Origin of the sequence: Streptomyces sp. 549 (genome assembly GCF_030124175.1) — a bacterium.
Lineage (GTDB): Bacteria > Actinomycetota > Actinomycetes > Streptomycetales > Streptomycetaceae > Streptomyces.
In genome coordinates this window covers 173,029-189,243 of record NZ_JASKMT010000003.1, presented here as the reverse complement: position 1 = coordinate 189,243, position 16,215 = coordinate 173,029, and the positions used below count along the sequence as shown (strand labels likewise).

At 74.2% G+C, this 16,215-nt stretch carries 12 protein-coding genes; 8 read left to right on the top strand and 4 right to left on the bottom strand.

What is annotated here, in order from left to right; all coding sequences use genetic code 11:
- Window positions 1-190 precede the first annotated feature (190 nt).
- The 5 genes from QNO07_RS04975 to sucD all read left to right on the top strand — a co-directional run bounded on the left by QNO07_RS04975 (window position 191) and on the right by sucD (window position 7,505).
- Window positions 191-1,291, top strand: a complete 1,101-nt coding sequence (locus QNO07_RS04975) for an ATP-binding protein (RefSeq protein ID WP_283990268.1) — start codon at window positions 191-193, stop codon at window positions 1,289-1,291.
- 17 nt (window positions 1,292-1,308) lie between these two features.
- Complete coding sequence (locus QNO07_RS04970) at window positions 1,309-3,879, top strand: DUF5682 family protein (protein WP_283990516.1); 2,571 nt, start codon at window positions 1,309-1,311, stop codon at window positions 3,877-3,879.
- Window positions 3,876-5,084, top strand: coding sequence for a VWA domain-containing protein (locus QNO07_RS04965; protein ID WP_283990267.1), 1,209 nt, complete (start codon window positions 3,876-3,878; stop codon window positions 5,082-5,084). The genes QNO07_RS04970 and QNO07_RS04965 overlap by 4 nt, the downstream gene beginning before the upstream one ends.
- Before the next feature lie 318 nt (window positions 5,085-5,402).
- Window positions 5,403-6,575 carry an ADP-forming succinate--CoA ligase subunit beta gene (gene sucC, locus QNO07_RS04960; RefSeq protein WP_283990266.1) on the top strand — a complete coding sequence of 391 codons (1,173 nt, stop codon included), beginning with the start codon at window positions 5,403-5,405 and terminating at the stop codon, window positions 6,573-6,575.
- Between the two features lie 45 nt (window positions 6,576-6,620).
- Entirely contained in the window at window positions 6,621-7,505 is an 885-nt protein-coding gene (sucD, locus tag QNO07_RS04955) for a succinate--CoA ligase subunit alpha (protein ID WP_283990264.1), read from the top strand.
- Window positions 7,506-7,611: 106 nt separating this feature from the next.
- Here the strand turns inward: sucD and QNO07_RS04950 are convergent, their stop codons facing one another.
- A complete protein-coding gene (locus QNO07_RS04950; protein WP_283990262.1) occupies window positions 7,612-8,664 on the bottom strand; it encodes a SigE family RNA polymerase sigma factor in 1,053 nt (350 codons plus the stop codon).
- A gap of 161 nt (window positions 8,665-8,825) precedes the next feature.
- Here QNO07_RS04950 and QNO07_RS04945 point away from each other — a divergent pair, with 161 nt between their 5' ends.
- Window positions 8,826-10,682 carry a cell division protein PerM gene (locus QNO07_RS04945; RefSeq protein ID WP_283990261.1) on the top strand — a complete coding sequence of 619 codons (1,857 nt, stop codon included), beginning with the start codon at window positions 8,826-8,828 and terminating at the stop codon, window positions 10,680-10,682.
- Between the two features lie 58 nt (window positions 10,683-10,740).
- Here the strand turns inward: QNO07_RS04945 and QNO07_RS04940 are convergent, their stop codons facing one another.
- The 3 genes from QNO07_RS04940 to QNO07_RS04930 all read right to left on the bottom strand — a co-directional run bounded on the left by QNO07_RS04940 (window position 10,741) and on the right by QNO07_RS04930 (window position 13,466).
- Complete coding sequence (locus QNO07_RS04940; protein ID WP_283990260.1) at window positions 10,741-11,748, bottom strand: 1-aminocyclopropane-1-carboxylate deaminase; 1,008 nt, start codon at window positions 11,746-11,748, stop codon at window positions 10,741-10,743.
- 79 nt (window positions 11,749-11,827) lie between these two features.
- A complete protein-coding gene (locus QNO07_RS04935; protein WP_283990258.1) occupies window positions 11,828-12,514 on the bottom strand; it encodes a GntR family transcriptional regulator in 687 nt (228 codons plus the stop codon).
- 130 nt (window positions 12,515-12,644) lie between these two features.
- Window positions 12,645-13,466 (bottom strand): hypothetical protein, encoded by an 822-nt coding sequence (locus QNO07_RS04930; RefSeq protein ID WP_283990256.1) that lies wholly within the window; start codon window positions 13,464-13,466, stop codon window positions 12,645-12,647.
- A 296-nt stretch (window positions 13,467-13,762) separates the two neighbouring features.
- Here QNO07_RS04930 and purN point away from each other — a divergent pair, with 296 nt between their 5' ends.
- Complete coding sequence (gene purN, locus QNO07_RS04925; protein ID WP_283990255.1) at window positions 13,763-14,395, top strand: phosphoribosylglycinamide formyltransferase; 633 nt, start codon at window positions 13,763-13,765, stop codon at window positions 14,393-14,395.
- Window positions 14,392-15,972, top strand: coding sequence for a bifunctional phosphoribosylaminoimidazolecarboxamide formyltransferase/IMP cyclohydrolase (gene purH / locus QNO07_RS04920; RefSeq protein WP_283990254.1), 1,581 nt, complete (start codon window positions 14,392-14,394; stop codon window positions 15,970-15,972). Before purN ends, purH begins: the two co-directional genes overlap by 4 nt.
- The last annotated feature ends 243 nt before the right edge of the window (window positions 15,973-16,215 follow it).

The window sequence follows — 16,215 nt, the reverse complement described above, 5'->3', positions numbered from 1 at the left end:
ACGACCGTACGACCGACCACTGACACCGGGACCCGTAAGCAGACGCCGTGCGTCGTCCGATGACCGCCCCGACTCGCCCCGCGGGCCTGTGATCTGACGAAGTCCCAGGTCGCGGCGATTGTCAGAGGGCGGGTGCAGGCTGGGAACCAGTACCGGACCACCGGGCCTCACCGGAGGACGAGGGGGAGTTGTGAGCGTCACCCAGAACGAGTCGGCAGCCCTGCGACCGCACGCCGAGCAGGCGTTCGCCGACGAACTCGCCGCGCTGGCGGCGGCCGACGACCGGCCGCGCCCGGAGCGCTGGCGGCTCTCGCCGTGGGCCGTGGCCCTGTACCTGCTCGGCGGCACCCTGCCCGACGGCACGGTCATCTCCCCGAAGTACGTGGGCCCGAGGCGCATCGTGGAGGTCGCCGTCACCACGCTCGCCACCGACCGGGCGCTGCTGCTGCTCGGCGTGCCCGGCACCGCGAAGACATGGGTGTCGGAGCATCTGGCCGCCGCAGTCAGCGGTGACTCCACCCTGCTCGTCCAGGGCACCGCGGGCACCTCCGAGGAGGCCGTGCGCTACGGCTGGAACTACGCGCAACTCCTCGCGCACGGCCCCAGCCGCGAGGCGCTGGTGCCCAGCCCGGTGATGCGGGCCATGGCCGACGGCATGACGGCCCGGGTCGAGGAGTTGACGCGCATCCCGGCCGACGTGCAGGACAGCCTCATCACCGTGCTGTCGGAGAAGACGCTGCCCATCCCGGAGCTGGGCAGCGAGGTGCAGGCCGTGCGCGGCTTCAACCTCATCGCCACCGCCAACGACCGCGACCGCGGGGTCAACGAGTTGTCCAGCGCACTGCGCAGGCGCTTCAACACCGTCGTGCTGCCGATGCCGGCCACCGAGGAGGCCGAGGTGGACATCGTCTCGCGCCGCGTCGAGCAGATCGGCCGGTCGCTGGACCTGCCCGGAACCGCCCAGGGTATCGACGAGATCCGGCGGGTGGTCACGGTCTTCCGCGAACTGCGCGGCGGCGTCACCGCCGACGGCCGCACCCGGATCAAGACCCCTTCCGGCACCCTGTCCACCGCCGAGGCGATCTCGGTCGTCACCGGCGGGCTGGCGCTCGCCGCCCACTTCGGTGACGGCGTGCTGCGGGCCTCGGACGTCGCCGCCGGAGTGCACGGGGCCGTGGTCCGGGACCCGTCCACGGACCAGGTCGCCTGGCAGGAGTACCTGGAGACGGTCGTGCGTGAGCGCGAGGGCTGGCAGGACCTCTACCGGGCCTGCCGCGAGGTCGGCGCGTGACTGCCGGGCCGCTGCTGATGGGGGTGCGCCACCACGGTCCGGGCTCTGCCCGGGCCGTGCTCGCCGCACTCCGCGCCACCGAGCCCGCCGTGCTGCTGGTCGAGGGCCCGCCGGAGGCCGATCCGGTGCTGCACCTCGCCGGAGACGCCCGCATGCGGCCCCCCGTGGCGCTGCTGGCGCACGCCGGCGGTGACGAGCCGGGCCGGGCGGCGTTCTGGCCGCTTGCGGCGTTCTCACCGGAGTGGGTCGCCCTGCGCTGGGCCGTCGAACGCGGCGTGCCCGTCCGTTTCATCGACCTCCCGGCCGCCCACAGCCTGGCGATGAGCGACGACCCGGCCGGCGAGTCGGCCACGCCCGCCGGGCCGGGGCCGGAAGAACCGGGGCTGGAAGAACCGGGGCAGGAGGGCCCGCGACCTGAGGCTTCGGAGCAGGAGGCCCCGCGGCAGGAGGCCACGCGCGGCCGGGCCGTGCGCATCGACCCGCTGGCGGTGCTCGCCGAGACGGCCGGCCACGACGATCCCGAGCGCTGGTGGGAGGACGTCGTCGAGCACCGCGGCACGACCGACGGCCCGGTGGGGGAGGGCGCGACCGGCGCCGCCGCCGGGACGGCCGCGGCGGCCGGAGCGCTCGGTGCGTTCCGGGCACTGGAGGAGGCCATGACGGCACTGCGGCAGGTGCACAGCCCGGCCCCGGGCGCCGCCGCTGCCCCCGGCGCTCCGGAGACCGGCGACTCCCGCGACCACCGCGACGACGTGCGCGAGGCGCACATGCGGTTGCGCCTGCGGGAGGCAGTGCGCGAGTTCGGCGCGGACCGGGTCGCGGTGGTGTGCGGTGCCTGGCACGTGCCCGCGCTGCGCGAACGGCGGGCCGTCACCGCCGACCGGCAGCTCCTGAAGGGGCTGCCCAAGGTGCGGGCGGAGATCTCGTGGGTGCCCTGGACGCACCGCCGGCTGTCCCGCCACAGCGGCTACGGCGCGGGCATCGAGTCGCCCGGCTGGTACGGGCACCTCTTCACCGCCGCCGACCGGCCCGTCACCCGGTGGATGACCAAGGTGGCGGCCCTGCTGCGGGAGGAGGACCTGCCCGTCTCGTCGGCGCACGTCATCGAGGCGGTGCGGCTGGCGGAGGCGCTGGCCGCCATGCGCGGACGGCCCCTCGCCGGGCTGAGCGAGACCTCGGACGCCGTCCGGGCCGTGCTCTGCGAGGGCTCCGACGTGCCGTACGAGCTGATCAGGGACCGGCTGATCGTCGGCGACGTGCTCGGGGAGGTCCCGCCGGACGCCCCGGCCGTCCCGCTGCAACGCGACCTCGACCGGCTGCACCGCTCGCTGCGTCTCAAGCCGGAGGCCCACGAGCGCACACTCGAACTGGACCTGCGCAACAGCACCGACGCGGCCCGCAGCCGGCTCCTGCACCGGCTGCGACTGCTCGGCGTCGAGTGGGGCGAACCGGTCCGCGCCCGGGGCGGTACCGGAACCTTCCGGGAGAGCTGGTCCCTGCGCTGGCAGCCGGAACTGTCCGTACGGATCGCCGAAGCGGGCGTCTGGGGGACCACGGTCGAGGGCGCCGCCACCGCCAGGGCCGAGGCCCTGGCGACGGAGGCCGGCGCGCTCGCCGACGTCACCGCGCTCGCCGAACGCTGCCTGCTCGCCGGGCTCGGCGACGCCCTGCCGGTGGTCATGCGGGTGCTCGCCGACCGGGCCGCGCTGGACGCCGACGTCGGCCACCTCGCCCAGGCCCTGCCCGCCCTGGTGCGCTCCGCGCGGTACGGCGACGTACGGGGCACCGACGCCGTCGCGCTGCGCGAGGTCGCCGAAGGGCTGGCCGAGCGGGTCTGCGTCGGCCTGCCGCCCGCCTGCGCCGGGCTGGACGCCGACGGGGCCGCCGCGATGCGCGGCGACCTCGACGCCGCCCATCAGGCCGTAGGGCTGCTCGACACCGAGGGGCTGAGCGCCCGGTGGCGGGCGATGCTCGGCTCCCTCACCCGCCGGGACCGCGTGCCGGGGCTGCTGCGCGGCCGGGCGACCCGGCTGCTGCTGGACGCGGGCGACCTCCCGGAGCAGGACGCCGCCCGCGTCATGGGTCTCGCGCTGTCACCCGCGGCACCGCCGCAGGAAGCGGCGTCCTGGGTGGAGGGCTTCCTCTCCGGCGGGGGCATGCTGCTGGTCCACGACGAGCGGCTGCTCAGCCTGGTCGACACCTGGCTGGCAGACATCCCGCAGGACGTGTTCACCGACGTGCTCCCGCTGCTGCGGCGCACCTTCTCGGTGTTCGAGGCCGGTGTGCGCCGCACGGTCGGCGAGCTGGTCCGCCGCGGCACGGGGGTCCGCGGCGGACCGCCCGCCCCGGCGGCGGCCACCGGCTTCGATGCCGCGCTCGACGCGGCGCGCGCGGACGCCGTGCTGCCCACCCTCCGCCTGCTGCTCGGCCGCCTGCCCGAGCCACCGGGCGCGCCGACCCGCGGTGCCACCTCGCCTCCCGGCGCCGCCACGAGCCCCGGCACCCACACGAGCCCCGGCACCCGGACACCGCCCCTGCCGCCGCCCTCCTCCGAGCCGCACCCCATCACCGCGGGAGCCCTGCGATGAGCACCACGAACCCCGCCACCGGACCCGCAACCGGCCCCGGCCCCGACCCCGGCCCCGGCCTCACGGCGGCCACGGGCTCCGGCGGCGACCCGGCGGAGCGGCTGCGGCGCTGGCGGCTGGTGCTCGGCGGCGGTGAGGGCGCCGAGGGCACAGGCTGCGAGTTGACCGGCCGGGACGCCGCCATGGACCGCACGCTCTCCCAGGTCTACGGGCAGGAGCGCACCGCGGGCCTCGGCGGCTCGGCCCCCCGGGTGGCGCGCTGGCTCGGAGACATCCGCACCTACTTCCCCAGCTCGGTGGTCCGGGTCATGCAGCGGGACGCCATCGACCGCCTCGGCCTGGCCGCGATGCTCGCCGAACCGGAGATGCTGGAGGCGGTCGAGGCCGACGTGCACCTCGTGGGCACCCTGCTGTCCCTGGGCCGCGCCCTGCCCGAGACCAGCAAGGAGACGGCCCGCGTCGTCGTGCGCAAGGTGGTGCGCGAGCTGGAGCAGCGGCTCGCCACCCGGACCCGGGCGACGCTGACCGGCGCGCTGGACCGCAGCGCGCGGGTGAACCGGCCCCGGCACCAGGACATCGACTGGAACCGCACCATCCGGGCGAACCTGCGGAACTACCTGCCGGAGTACGGCACGGTCGTACCGGAGCGGCTGATCGGCTACGGGCGGGCCTCGCAGGCGGTGAAGAAGGACGTCATCCTCTGCATCGACCAGTCCGGCTCGATGGCCTCCTCGGTGGTGTACGCCTCGGTCTTCGGTGCCGTCCTGGCCTCGATGCGTGCCCTGAACACCCGGCTGGTCGTCTTCGACACGTCGGTGGTGGACCTCACCGACCAGCTAGACGACCCGGTCGACGTGCTGTTCGGCACCCAGCTCGGTGGCGGCACGGACATCAACCGGGCACTGGCCTACTGCCAGTCGCGCGTCACCCGGCCCGCGGAGACGGTCCTCGTACTGATCAGCGACCTCTACGAGGGCGGCATCCGTGACGAGATGCTGAAACGGGTCGCCGCGATGAAGGGATCAGGTGTGCAGGTCGTCACCCTGCTGGCGCTCTCCGACGAGGGCGCGCCCTCCTACGACCGGGAGCACGCGGCGGCGCTCGCCGCACTCGGTGCGCCGGCGTTCGCCTGCACGCCCGACCACTTTCCCGAGGTGATGGCCGCGGCGATAGAGAAGCGTCCGCTGCCGGTTCCGGCCGAGTGATCCCTGCCCCGCCGCAGCCTCCGCGACGGGCGTACCGGGATGAGGGGCGGGCGTGCCGGGGCGGGGCCGCGCGGTGGGAGCGGGCCGGGAGTGCGCCGGGTGCGGGCGGCGCGTGCTCCACCTGTGGAGGTGGCGGGGCGCAGCCGGCCGGAGGCCGTATGTGACCGGTCTCACCGCGCCGGTGTGACGTGGAATTTATGCCGTGCAGAGAGGCGGGGCTAATCTGCAAGGCGGACATGCCGCGGACATCGCTGACGCGGCCACGCGGCACGCCCACGCTGAAAACGAACCGCGAAAACTGATGAGGGACGGACGCGCGTGGACCTGTTCGAGTACCAGGCGAGGGATCTCTTCGCCAAGCATGACGTACCGGTGCTGGCCGGTGAAGTCATCGACACGCCCGAGGCGGCGCGCGCGGTGGCCGAGCGACTTGGTGGTCGCGCGGTTGTGAAGGCGCAGGTGAAGACCGGTGGCCGAGGCAAGGCCGGCGGTGTGAAGCTCGCCTCCGACCCGGATGACGCGGTCGCCAAGGCGGGCCAGATCCTCGGGATGGACATCAAGGGGCACACCGTTCACAAGGTGATGCTCGCCCAGACGGCGGACATCGCGGAGGAGTACTACGTCTCCTTCCTGCTGGACCGCACCAACCGCACCTTCCTGGCCATGGCCTCCGTCGAGGGCGGCGTGGAGATCGAGGAGGTGGCCGCCACCAAGCCGGAGGCGCTCGCCAAGATCCCCGTCGACGCCATCGAGGGCGTGACCGAGGCGAAGGCCCGAGAGATCGTCGAGGCGGCGAAGTTCCCCGCCGAGCTGCACGACCAGGTGGTCTTCACCCTGCAGAAGCTGTGGGACGTCTTCATCAAGGAAGACGCCCTGCTCGTCGAGGTGAACCCGCTGGTCAAGACCGGCGACGGCAAGGTCATCGCCCTTGACGGCAAGGTGTCCCTGGACGCCAACGCCGAGTTCCGCCAGCCCGGCCACGCCGAGCTGGAGGACAAGGAGGCGGCCGACCCGCTCGAGGCCAAGGCCAAGGCCAAGGGCCTCAACTACGTGAAGCTCGAAGGCCAGGTCGGCATCATCGGCAACGGCGCGGGCCTCGTGATGAGCACCTTGGACGTCGTCGCCTACGCCGGTGAGAAGCACTCCGGCGTCAAGCCGGCGAACTTCCTCGACATCGGTGGCGGCGCCTCCGCCGAGGTCATGGCCAACGGCCTGGAGATCATCCTGGGCGACCCCGAGGTCAAGTCCGTCTTCGTCAACGTCTTCGGCGGCATCACCGCCTGTGACGCTGTCGCCAACGGCATCGTGCAGGCGCTGGAACTGCTCAAGTCCAAGGGTGAGGACGTCAGCAAGCCGCTGGTCGTCCGCCTGGACGGCAACAACGCGGAGCTGGGTCGCAAGATCCTCACCGACGCCGCCCACCCGCTGGTCGAGCAGGTCGACACCATGGACGGCGCCGCCGACCGTGCTGCCGCGCTGGCAGCGAAGTAACCCCGGACCGGGACTGACGAGGACAGACGAGGACAACGACAACCCATGGCTATTTTCCTCACCAAGGAAAGCAAGGTCATCGTCCAGGGGATGACCGGCTCCGAGGGCCAGAAGCACACCAAGCGCATGCTGGCTTCCGGCACCAACATCGTCGGCGGCGTGAACCCGCGCAAGGCGGGCACCACGGTCGACTTCGACGGTCAGGAGATCCCGGTCTTCGGCGGCGTGAAGGAGGCCGTCGAGGCCACCGGCGCTGACGTCACCGTCATCTTCGTGCCGGAGAAGTTCACCAAGGACGCGGTCATCGAGGCGATCGACGCCGAGATCCCGCTCGCCGTGGTGATCACCGAGGGCATCGCGGTGCACGACACCGCCGCCTTCTGGGCACACGCCGGCGCCAAGGGCGGCAAGACCCGCATCATCGGCCCCAACTGCCCGGGCCTGATCACGCCGGGCCAGTCCAACGCCGGCATCATCCCGGCCGACATCACCAAGCCGGGCCGCATCGGCCTGGTCTCGAAGTCCGGCACGCTCACGTACCAGATGATGTACGAGCTGCGGGACCTCGGCTTCTCCACCTGCGTCGGCATCGGCGGCGACCCGATCATCGGGACCACCCACATCGACGCGCTCGCCGCGTTCGAGGCGGACCCCGACACCGACCTGATCGTCATGATCGGTGAGATCGGCGGCGACGCCGAGGAGCGCGCGGCCGACTTCATCAAGGCCAACGTGTCCAAGCCGGTCGTCGGCTACGTCGCGGGCTTCACCGCGCCGGAGGGCAAGACCATGGGCCACGCCGGCGCCATCGTCTCCGGTTCGTCGGGCACCGCCCAGGCGAAGCAGGAGGCCCTGGAGGCCGCCGGTGTCAAGGTCGGCAAGACCCCGTCGGAGACCGCGCGCCTGGCGCGCCAGATCCTCGGCGGCTGACGCCCGGGCCGCATCGCGGCCCTCGCGTGACGGGTTCGGGCCCGCCCCCTTCCACCGGGGGCGGGCCCGAACCCGTAAGCGCCCGAACCGACGGGTGCTGCCGCCGTCAGCGGGACAGCTGCTGGAGCGCGGCGGGCAGCACCTGCGGAATGAGCGTGCCGCTCTCCGTGGTGGCGACGGTGAACGACGTCGCCGCGACCATGGCCACGGTGAGGCCGCAGGCGGCCACTATCCAGCGCCTCGACTGCCGCTCGCTGCCGGTCCGCACGATGCGTGCCGGCACCGTGCGCACCGGCTGGGCGGCGGCGACCCGTCGCAGCAGACCGCCGATCAGCTCACCCCGCTGCTCCGGCGGGGTGCCGTCCACCTCGGGCAGGAGTCCGGCGAGCGCCTCCCGGGCGTGCACCAGCCGGCCCGCCGTCGCCGGAGTGCTCGCCTCCGACTCGGCCGCGGTCTCGGCCAGCCCCAGCCCTATGCCGTCGTGCAGGAGCAGCGTGCGCCGGTAGCAGGGCGGCAGACTGAGCAGCGCGTCAAGGCACTCCTTGTCCTCCGGCAGCCCGGCGTAGGTCTCCGGGGAGTGGTGACCGGGCCGCAGCCGGTTCCACGGCGACAGCGCGTACTCGTGCGAGCAGGCGCGGACCCAGCCCGCCGGGTCCCGGTCCACCGCCACCTCGGGCCAGCGCTCCCAGGCCGTGTGGAAGGCGCGGCGGACGGCGGACTCGGCGAGGCCGCGATGGCCGGTCAGCAGGAACGTCTGCCGGGTCAGAGGCCGCACGTGCCGGGTGTAGAGCGCGTCGAACGCGGCTGCCGCACCGACCGCGTCGCACCCCGACCGGGAACGCCCGTCCGGCCCGTCCGCTACCTCCCCGTCGTCCTCACCAGCCGCGATGGCCTCAACACCCTCGACCGCGTCGCTGTCCTCGGCGGCCTCGCCACCCTCGGCGGCCTCGACCTCTTCGACCTCTTCGACATCGCCGGCCGCCCCGGCACGCGGTTCGACGGCCGGCCTGCGGTGGGCGGCACGGGACGCGAACCGGCGGGCTTCCCGTTCGCTGCGCGCCCACGAGGGGGCCCTGCCCCGGTCCTGGTCACCGGACCCGGTACCGGATCCCTCCTTTGCGCGGCGGCGGGGTGCCGCCCGCTGATCGAGTTCCGTCATGGCTGCCTCTCGACGGGTCGCGCACCATCGGCAACAGGGCTCGGATGTGCGGGGACCGCACGAGTGCCCGGTCTGAAAAAGTGCATAACGACATATTGGGCGACACAACGAGTTTTTGCGCGCTACCACGTCGAAACGGGTGTTGTTGGCAGCATGTGGGCGTGAGCCAAACGAAGCACCTCCGCTCGCGCCGCCGGATTCCGACGGCCGTCACCAACCGACTGGTCGAGGGGGCTTTCGCGGCCTGTCTCGGCCTGGCCGCGCTCGCCATGCTCGTCCTGCTGCTGTGGATCACGTCCCCCTACCCGGACAGCGGAGCCGGTGGCGCGCTGCGGACGGCGGCCGGCCTGTGGTTGATGGCGCACGGCGCCGAACTGGTCCGCACCCAGACCCTGAGCGGGGCCCCGGCACCCGTGGGGGTGGTCCCGCTGCTGCTCGCGGTCCTGCCGCTGGCCCTGCTCTACCGGGTCGCGCGGGCCGCGGAGGGCCCCGCACGGGCCACCGTGCCCTGGCTGAGCGTCGGCTACCTGCTGGTGGCGGCTCTCACCTGCTGGTTCTCCTTCGGCACGTCGGTCCGGGTGGACCTGCTCAGCGCCGCAGTGCGGCTGCCCGCGGTGACGGTGGCCACGATCGCGGTCGGTGCCTGGGTCACCGCGGGCCGGCCGGCCCCGCGCAGCGACTGGCGGCGTCTGCCGCCCTGGCTGCGCTGGACCCGGGTGCGCACCGCGGCGGGCGCCACCGGAGTGGCGACCGCTGTGCTGTGCGGCGGCGGCGCGCTGCTGGCGGCGGGCGCGCTGGTCTGGCACGGCGTTTCCGCGGCTGAGGCGTTTCCGCAGCTCACCGACGCCTGGTCGGGTCGTATCGCGGTGCTGCTGCTCTGTGTCTCCCTGGCGCCCAACGCCGCCGTGTGGGGTGCGGCCTACGGCCTGGGGCCCGGGTTCGCGGTCGGCGCGGGCAGTTCCGTCGGGCCGCTGGCTGCCGGGGCCACGCCCCAGCTGCCGCACTTCCCGCTGTTCGCCGCCCTCCCCGGCGAGGGCCCTGGAGGGCCGCTGACCTGGGCGCTGGCCGCGCCGCTGCCGCTGGCCGCGGGTCTGGCGGCGGGCTGGTACACGGCCCGCGTCGCCGTCCCCGTGCCAGGCAGCGGGCACGGCTCGACGGGTAGGCGCGGCACGCTGGCCACCGTGCTGCTGGCGGCGGCGGGGTGCGGTCTGGCGATGGCACTGCTGAGCGAACTGGCAGGCGGGCCGTTGGGCTCGGGGGCGCTGGCGGACTTCGGGCCGGTGCCCTGGCTGACGGGGCTGGCGGCCTGCGGGTGGACGCTGCTTGTCGCCGCCCCGGCGGCACTGGCGGTCCGCTGGTGGCGGCTGCGCGATCCGCACCTGCTGCTGGCCGCCGGTGTCGGCTGCCGCCGGGCCGGGGCGTGGTGCGCGTCGCTGCTGCCGAGCCCGCCGCCGCCCGCACCTGTGGAGGACTGGCACGCCACCGGCGCCCGCCGGACCCGGTGGGCGGCGATCAAGCAGGCGTCCGGCGGCCTGGTCCCCGCGTTCGAACCGGACGGCCCCGCGACCTCGATCCCCTCGCCGGGCAGCCCGGAGCCGGACGGTTCCGCCACCGCCCCCTCCCGGCGCCGCACTGCCCGCCACCGCCTCCCGCCCGCCACCGCGGCACCCGCCCCGAGGACCCCGAGCGCCCCGGCGACCCCGGACGAGCCGTACGGCGCGGGGGACGGCCGGGCAGGCGGGCGGCGCGGGTTGACCCGCCGCCTCTTCGGCGCGGGCCGCAACCGCCCCCGTCCGACGCCGGAGACCGGCGGCTCCCGCACCACCAACGCCACCCGCACCACCGCCGCCACTCGCCCCGACGCCGACTCCGCCACCGAGCCCACACCGTCCGCCGCGCCCGAGTCGTCCATGCCGGCCTCGCCGTTCACGCCGACCCGCGCCGAGCGGCGGGCGGAGCGCCGGGCCCGGCGGCGGGCGGAGCGGGACGCGTCCGCCGGTCCCGGCGCGACGCCGTGACCACCCGCCCGCGCCTGCCCCGGCGCGACGCCGCGACCCGCCCGCGCCCGCGTGCAGGTCAGCGGAACAGGCCGCTGTAGGCGTTCAGCGCGGGTTGGCCGCCGAGGTGCGCGTAGAGCACGTTGCCGTCCCGGGGGATGTCGCCGTCACGGACGAGGTCGATGAGCCCGGCCATCGACTTGCCCTCGTACACCGGGTCGATGATCACTCCTTCGAGGCTGCCGGTGAGCCGCATGGCGTCCAGCGTGGACTCGACGGGGACGCCGTACTCCTCACCGGCCCAGCCCTCCAGGACGGTGATCTCCTCATCCCGCAGGTCGCGGCCGAGCCCGATCAGCTCCGCCGTGCTGCGGGCGATCTTCGCCACCTGCGCACGGGTCTCCGCCACTCTGGCGGAGGCGTCGATGCCGATGACCCGGCGCGGCCGGTCCTGGCCCGCGAAGCCGGCGATCATTCCGGCGTGGGTGCTGCCGGTCACGCTGCACACCACCACGGTGTCGAAGAAGACGCCCAGCTCTCGTTCCTGGGCCTCGACCTCGCGGGCCCAGCGCGCGAAGCCCAGGCCGCCCAGCGGGTGGTCGGACGCGCCGGCCGGGATGGCGTAGGGGGTGCCGCCGCGCTGCCGGACGTCCTCCAGTGCCTGGTTCCAGCTGTCCTTGAACCCGATGCCGAAGCCCGCTTCGACGAGCCGGACCTCCGCCCCCATCACCCGCGACAGCAGGATGTTGCCGACCTTGTCGTTCACCGCGTCCGGCCAGTCCACCCAGCTCTCCTGGACGAGCACGGCCCGCATGCCGAGCCGGGCGGCCACGGCGGCGACCTGCCGGGTGTGGTTGGACTGGACCCCGCCGATGCTCACCAGGGTGTCCGCGCCCTGCCGCAGCGCGTCCGGGACCAGGTACTCCAGCTTGCGCGTCTTGTTGCCGCCGTAGGCCAGGCCGCTGTTGCAGTCCTCCCGCTTGGCCCAGATCCGGGCGCCGCCCAGATGCTCGCTCAGCCGGTCCAGGGGGTGCACCGGGCTCGGCCCGAACAGCAGCGGGTGGCGGTCGAAGTCGTCGAGGGACACGGGAGCCTCCAGGGGGAGTCGGGGAAGCGGAACGGCTTCCGCCGGGGACGGACGCCGCACGGGGTGCGTGCGCGGCGGCTCAGGGCCGCTGGTCCGGGCCGTCGTCGCCCAGCCGGGTGTCGAGCAGCGGCGTCAGCGTCTGCCAGTTGAGCCGGGTCGCGGCGGCGGCGCCCTCGGCGTCCCCGGCCGCGCACAACGCGATGATGCGGTCGTGCTGGGCGACCGAGGCGCGACCGCACAGCGAGGAGAAGCGCAGCCGCTCCACCCGGCGCAGCACCGGCGTGAACTGTTCCAGGACCGTGCGGACCGCCGCGTTGGCGCTGGCGGTGACGGGCACGTCGTGCAAGTCGTCGTCGGCCCGCAGCGCCGCATCGACGTCGTTGCCGCGCAGGGCGGTGGCGAACCGGGTGTTGGCCTCGCGCATGGCGTCGAGTTCGGCGGCCGACAGGTGCGGCACGGCTTCCCTCACGGCGAGTTCGTGCATGGCGGCGGTGACCGACTGGGCGGCGTGCACCGCCCGCACGTCGAGCGGGCTGACCAGGGTGTGGCGGCCGGGCTTCGTCTGCACCAGCCCGGCCTGCTCCAGGCGGGCCAGGGCCTCCCGGACCGGGGTCCGGCTCACGCCGAGCCAGGCGACGAGCGAGGCGTCGTGCAGCCGCTCGCCCGGGGCGAGCGTGCCGTCCACGATGGCGTCCCGGATCGCCCGGTAGGCGTCCTCCCGCAGCAGTGAGCGGCTGACAAGTCCTCGGCTCTCCGGTACCGGCATGCAATATATTGCACGCCGCCGACCTCTCACCTGTCAATGGCCGGACCACGCGGGCCCGGCGCGCAGACGGGTGGGGCGGGGCCCGTCCGGGGCCCGCCCCACCCGTCGCTGTGTCGCTGCCTCTCTGTGCTCAGTCGCGCTCACCGAGCAGCGGGCGCAGCCGCTCCGGCAGATGCCGCTCGCACGCCTCTCGTGAGGTGGTGGTGAGCGCGTCGTCCACGCAGTGGTAGTAGTCCTGGTAGATCAACTGGAACGAGAAGGTCGCCGCCACGATCAGCAGCGACAGCGAGCCGATCACGATGCCGCTGATCGCCGCCGTGGTCTGCTGGCGCACGGTCCGCACGGCGGGTGCCGGTCCCGGGGTGTCACGGCCGCCCGCGCCGCCGAGACCACGGCGCTCACCGCCCGCGTCCCCGTCCTTACGGGTCGCGCCGGGGGCGCCGCGCAGCGCGCTGATGCCCCAGTAGAGGGCCAGCGCGCCCAGCAGCAGGGCGACCGGCGGGATGTTGAAGAGCGCGAAGAAGAAGCCCCACATGCCCGAGAGCAGGGCGTAGCGGGAATGCCGCTGCACCGGGTCCCTGGGGTCCCAGCGCAGGCCGCCGGACCCGTCGGGCTTGCCGTTCCCGTTGCCCTTGGGCTCGCCGCCGTTGCGGCTGCCGAAGCCGCCGCCGCCGCGTCCGGGCTGCCGGCTGCTCCACTGGCTGCCCCACCGCTTGCGGTCCGACGGCTCGTCGCCCGACCCCGTCCCCGACCCCGGTCCGGACGCGCTGCCGGACCCGTCGCCGTCCTGCTCGTCCTCGGGCCGGTGGCGGGGCTGCCAGGGCTGGTCGGGGCGGTCCGCGGGCGGCGGTGCGAAGGGGTTGTCGTGCTGTCCGGACTGTTCCTGCCCGGACTGTTCGTGCCCGGACTGTTCCTGCCCGGACTGTCCGGTGGAGCGGCGTCGGTCCGTCATGTGGTGTGTTTCTTCCCCTTCGTGTGTCCGTGCGGCGGTCCGCGGCGCCCTGGGTGGCGCGGATCCGACGGAACCCTGGGCCCGACGCTACCTGCTGGCCCGGGGCCCGTCCCGTGGGGGCTGCACGGGACTGCCGGTATCGTTGCTGACGGCCGAGCGCTTCGTAGGGTTCCCTGAGTGTTCCCGCCCGCCGCGTTCGTCCGATCGCACAAGCCCGACCGGCGCCGCCGGTTCGGCCTGCACGCTGCTCCCGCTCTCGTGAAGGCTGCTCCCGCTCCTGTGAAGGAAGGCCCGCCGTGGCTGCACCCGCGTCCCCCGCCCGGCTCGTCGTACTCGTCTCGGGGTCGGGCACGAACCTGCAGGCGCTGCTCGACGCCGTCGCCGAGCACGGTCCCGCCGGGTTCGGGGCCGAGGTGGTGGCGGTCGGCGCCGACCGGACCGGCATCACGGGTCTGGAGCGCGCCGAGCGCGCGGGCCTGCCCACCTTCGTCTGCCGGGTCGGCGACCATGCCACCCGCGAGGAGTGGGACCGGGCACTGACCGAGGCCACGGCCGCGCACCGGCCGGACCTGGTGGTCTCGGCCGGCTTCATGAAGATCGTCGGCAAGCACTTCCTGGCCCGGTTCGGCGGCCGGCTTGTCAACACCCACCCGGCGCTGCTGCCCAGCTTCCCCGGCGCGCACGGCGTGCGCGACGCGCTGCACTACGGCGTGAAGCTGACCGGGTGCACCGTCCACTTTGTCGACGACGGCGTCGACACCGGTCCGATCATCGCCCAGGAGGCGGTGGAGGTCCGCGCTGAGGACGACGAGTCCGCCCTGCACGAACGCATCAAGGACGTCGAACGACGGCTCCTGGTGGACGTGGTGGGCCGTCTGGCCCGCGAGGGCTATTCCATTGAAGGACGAAAGGTACGGGTTCCGGCATGACTGCCGAAGGTACGAAGCGGCCGATCCGCCGCGCGCTGGTCAGCGTCTACGACAAGAGCGGGCTGGAGGAACTGGCGCAGGGGCTGCACGCCGCCGGTGTGCAGCTCGTCTCGACCGGCTCGACCGCCGCCCGGATCGCCGGCGCCGGAGTGCCGGTGACCCCGGTCGAGGAGCTGACCGGTTTCCCCGAGTGCCTCGACGGCCGGGTCAAGACGCTGCACCCGCGGGTGCACGCCGGCATCCTCGCCGACCAGCGGCTGGAGGACCACCGCTCGCAGCTCGCCGAGCTGGGCGTGGAGCCCTTCGACCTGGTCGTGGTGAACCTCTACCCGTTCCGGGAGACCGTCGCCTCGGGTGCGAGCCCGGACGAGTGCGTCGAGCAGATCGACATCGGCGGCCCCTCCATGGTGAGGGCGGCGGCGAAGAACCACCCGTCCGTGGCGGTCGTCGTCAACCCCGGCCGCTACGGGGACGTCCTGCAGGCCGCGGCCGACGGCGGCTTCGAGCTGGCGACGCGCAAGCGCCTCGCCGCGGAGGCGTTCCGGCACACCGCCGCCTACGACGTGGCGGTGGCCTCCTGGTTCGCCGACGGCTACGCGGCGGACGCCACCGAAGGCGACGCCGGTGACACCCGCTTCCCCGAGTTCCTGGGCAGCACGTTCGAGCGTGCGCAGGTGCTGCGCTACGGCGAGAACCCGCACCAGCCCGCCGCCCTCTACACCGACGGAACGGGCGGCCTGGCCGCAGCCGAGCAGCTGCACGGCAAGGAGATGTCCTACAACAACTACACGGACACCGACGCCGCCCGCCGCGCCGCCCACGACCACGCCGAGCCGTGCGTGGCCGTCATCAAGCACGCCAACCCGTGCGGCATCGCGATCGGCGCCGACGTGGCCGAGGCGCACCGCAAGGCGCACGCCTGCGACCCGCTGTCGGCGTTCGGCGGGGTGATCGCGGTGAACCGGCCGGTGTCGCGGGAGATGGCCGAGCAGGTCGCGGAGATCTTCACCGAGGTGATCGTCGCCCCCGGCTACGAGGACGGCGCCGTGGAGGTGCTCGCGGGCCGCAAGAACATCCGGGTGCTGCGCTGCGCTGACGCTCCGGCCCAGCCCCTTGAGGTCAAGCCGATCGAGGGCGGCGCGCTGCTCCAGGTCGCGGACCGGCTCCAGGCGGAGGGCGACGACCCGGCGCACTGGACGCTGGCGACGGGCGAGGCGCTGTCGGCGTCCGAACTGGACGAGCTGGCGTTCGCCTGGCGGGCCTGCCGGGCGGTGAAGTCCAACGCGATCCTGCTGGCCAAGGACGGGGCCACGGTCGGCGTCGGCATGGGCCAGGTCAACCGGGTCGACTCGGCGAAGCTCGCCGTGCAGCGGGCGGGGGAGGAGCGCGCCGCCGGCGCGTACGCCGCGTCCGACGCCTTCTTCCCGTTCCCCGACGGCCTGGAGGTGCTGACCGCCGCCGGCGTGAAGGCCGTGGTGCAGCCCGGTGGTTCGGTCCGCGACGACCAGGTGGTCGCGGCGGCCGAGGCGGCCGGCGTGACGATGTACCTGACCGGCACCCGGCACTTCTTCCACTGAGCCGCGCACGGGCCGGGTGCGGCAGACGGCCCGGCCCGGTGGTGTCCGGGCCGGGCCGTCATGCACGCCGTCCGGCGGCGGCCGTCGGGCGTGGAACCAGGGCGAGTTCCTCCACCGCCCTGCTCCGCAGCGGTGCGCGCGCCCCGGCACGACCGGGTGCTCGGCGCCGTGGTCAGGGACGCGGCTCTCGCGGTCGTGCGGGGTGCGGGGCGTCGCACCTGCGGTACCGCTCCGACCTGGTGG